At 65.1% G+C, this 2,506-nt stretch carries 3 protein-coding genes and 1 pseudogene; 2 read left to right on the top strand and 2 right to left on the bottom strand.

All coding sequences use genetic code 11. The features are described from left to right. Positions 1 to 147: 147 nt before the first annotated feature. A complete protein-coding gene (locus tag O3Q52_RS51895; RefSeq protein WP_269655368.1) occupies positions 148 to 450 on the top strand; it encodes a hypothetical protein in 303 nt (100 codons plus the stop codon). A 93-nt stretch (positions 451 to 543) separates the two neighbouring features. Beyond that, positions 544 to 1,242, top strand: a complete 699-nt coding sequence (locus tag O3Q52_RS51890; protein ID WP_269655367.1) for a hypothetical protein — start codon at positions 544 to 546, stop codon at positions 1,240 to 1,242. Between the two features lie 150 nt (positions 1,243 to 1,392). Here O3Q52_RS51890 and O3Q52_RS51885 read toward each other — a convergent pair whose 3' ends face one another. Both O3Q52_RS51885 and O3Q52_RS51880 read right to left on the bottom strand, forming a co-directional pair. Then, positions 1,393 to 2,214, bottom strand: a complete 822-nt coding sequence (locus O3Q52_RS51885; protein ID WP_269655366.1) for a DUF4145 domain-containing protein — start codon at positions 2,212 to 2,214, stop codon at positions 1,393 to 1,395. 107 nt (positions 2,215 to 2,321) lie between these two features. After that, positions 2,322 to 2,506: pseudogene (locus O3Q52_RS51880) on the bottom strand (hypothetical protein); the annotation flags it as partial.

The raw sequence follows: 2,506 nt of genomic DNA, 5'->3' as shown, positions 1-2,506 counted from the left end.
GACCGACGCACCTACAAAGCCACCCTCAGCATCAACATCTTGACGCCGACGATCAGCCCGTAACTTCACGGCCTTGAGCTAAAGGCCGCGCAGCCGTGGCCCGAGTTCACCGAGCCGACCACGCCGGCTCCGGCTGCGGAGGAAGCGGTGACACGCGACTTCCTGCCACCGGACTTGCGGGTGCCGTCCCGGCAGGAGGTGGCCGGGTTGATGATGCGCTGGCAGCAGCCGCTCGTCATCGGCGGAGAGGTCCGTTCATGCCCTGAGTGCGGTGCGTACCGGGACTGGATTGTCTTCTGCATGAGCGACGACTCGGTGTGGTTGCGCTGCAGGGCCGGCCACGAGACGAAGGAGAGCGGCCTGGATGCGGCCTGGTACAACCGCAACTCCGGTCCGGTGGACGGGTTCCACCCCACCCTCGAAGAGGGACTGCGCCACCTCGGCCACTGAACCCCGGAATCCCCTTGGCTCCCTTCTCCCTGTCGGCGCTTGGAGGGCCGGCTTGGTCAACCTGTCCGTTTCGCAGATCACCAAGGGGTTCGAATGCGCCTTCACACCACGACCGTCCTCAGCCTCACCGCCCTTGCCCTGACAGGCTGTTCGACCAGCAGTGCTGGTTCCAGCGACCCGACTCCCTCGACGGCTGTCTCGGCACACACGGACGGCGACAATGCCCCGGCGTCCGCTCCGCTGTCCTCGGCCGCGCTGGCCGAGCGGCTCCTGGACGAGAGGGATCTGGGTGAGGACTACATCCGGCAGCCGCAGCGCGCAGAGCGGCACGATGACATCTCCGTGATCGGCTGCCCGGCGCTGGAGAAGCTCGGCGGCGAGGCTGCGGTCGGTGGCAGCTTCGACTTCTCCCATGAGGCGAAGGTGTCCTTCACTTACGTCGGTGGCGGCGGTTCCCAGGTGAGCGAGGAGCTGTACAGCGACACCGAGGCAAAGCTTTCGAAGGGCGTGGGCCGGATCTTCGACGTTATGACCTCCTGCCCCACGTACCAGGTCCTCGTCGGCAGTACCTCCGTCACTGTCACGGCTCAGAAGGTGCTCGCCGCCCGGTTGGGGGACGAGCAGTGGAGCCAGTGGCTGACCTTCTTCTCTGGAGGGCGCAACAGCATCCTCAAGCAGACAGCCGTCCGCACCGGGACGGTGGTCGTCGTGGTCTCTGGTAGCCCTGGTCTCGTCGATGCCCACGTGCGCACGGCGGTCGCCAAGGCCAGGGTGGTGAGGTCTACCGGGTGATGAGGCGGGATCGGCAGGCGAAGCAGCGGCGTGGTACCGAAGTTGATCACGGGAGGGTTAACTCCCGCCCGTGATCACACCCCCAGTGCAGGCGGTCGGCACAGAAACGGCAGAAGCCCATACACCTCGTGCTTGTTCTCGGGCACTGATTCAGAACGGGACCTTGATGGAGAAGGTGCCGGGCCGCCCTTGCCGAGCCGTGACCTCGGATGCCCTCTTCTTCATGTCGTCGCGGTTTGTGTCGTAGACCAAGGACAGGGCCTGGTCCAAGAACTCGACTCCCTCCAGGACGTCAGGGATGCGGAGAACGTCCTCGTGGCTGCCGACGTTTCCGATCCACTTGACGGCCAGGAGCAGGTCAGCGGCGTCCGCGTGCTGCGGCAGCGCGGACTTGAAAGTTGCGATCCGGTTGTCGAGGCTAAGCCTGACGGCCTTTGCCGCGCGATTGAGCTTCGTACGGATGACTCCCCGGTCATCCATCAGGGCCTCGACCGCCGCCCGGATCCTGTTCGCGGCAGCATTGGGGTCGAGCCAAAGGAGCTTGGCTGCGGCGTCCACTCGCTCCCCGACCTCCGAGGGGCAAAGGCCGCGACTTTCCAGCAGGGGCAGCGCAGGGAAGAACATAGTCGGCGTCCAGTGCTGCTCGTACTGGACGTCGTCCCGGCCTGCCCAGCCGACGGTCATCTCCCCGATGACGCGCACGTGGTCGCAGGTCTCTTTCCTGCACGTGAGCAGGCAGTGGAAAGTACCCCGAATCCACTCGGGTTCCCACACATCGTGGTCGTGCAAGGACTTACTGGTGACCGACTCCTCTGCCACGAACGAGTCGGGGACTGGGAGCAAGACCCCTCGCGTGCACGTGGGGCACGGGACGTGGGGCCAGTCATCCAGGCTCTCGGGGAAGCCTTTAGCGATTTCCCGTAGATCCTTAATTAAGAGGTTTGCCATGGTGTCGTATCTTGCCAGCGCCAACGACCCCACGGGAGAGGTTTTCGAGTAGGTCGAATGCGGCTCGCCAGGGTGCAGCTGAGCCGCAAGGGCATGATCGTTCTCGTCGGCATTTTCTGTACCGGAACGACTCACGTCCGGGGCAGGCCAGCAGACAGCACGTCAGCCGTGAATGGCCCACGGTTGGCCTCGTCGACTGCCCCTTCGATCACGCGCTCGCTGTTGCCCCAGAACGCAACGGGTGCGGCTGAACGGAAAATCAACGGTCCGGTGGGCAGGCGGTAGCGTCCGGGTGGCGGAGCCGTCCCGGACTGGT

It is taken from the genome of Streptomyces sp. ActVer (assembly GCF_027270795.1).
Classification (GTDB): Bacteria; Actinomycetota; Actinomycetes; order Streptomycetales; family Streptomycetaceae; genus Streptomyces; species Streptomyces umbrinus_A.
The sequence above is the reverse complement of the archived record's forward strand: the minus strand, read 5'-3'. Positions and strand labels throughout refer to the sequence as shown.

Bases quoted from the DNA above. Each gene is read 5' to 3' on its own strand.
- O3Q52_RS51890 (WP_269655367.1), top strand. From the start codon at position 544: ATGCGCCTTCACACCACGACCGTCCTCAGCCTCACCGCCCTTGCCCTG.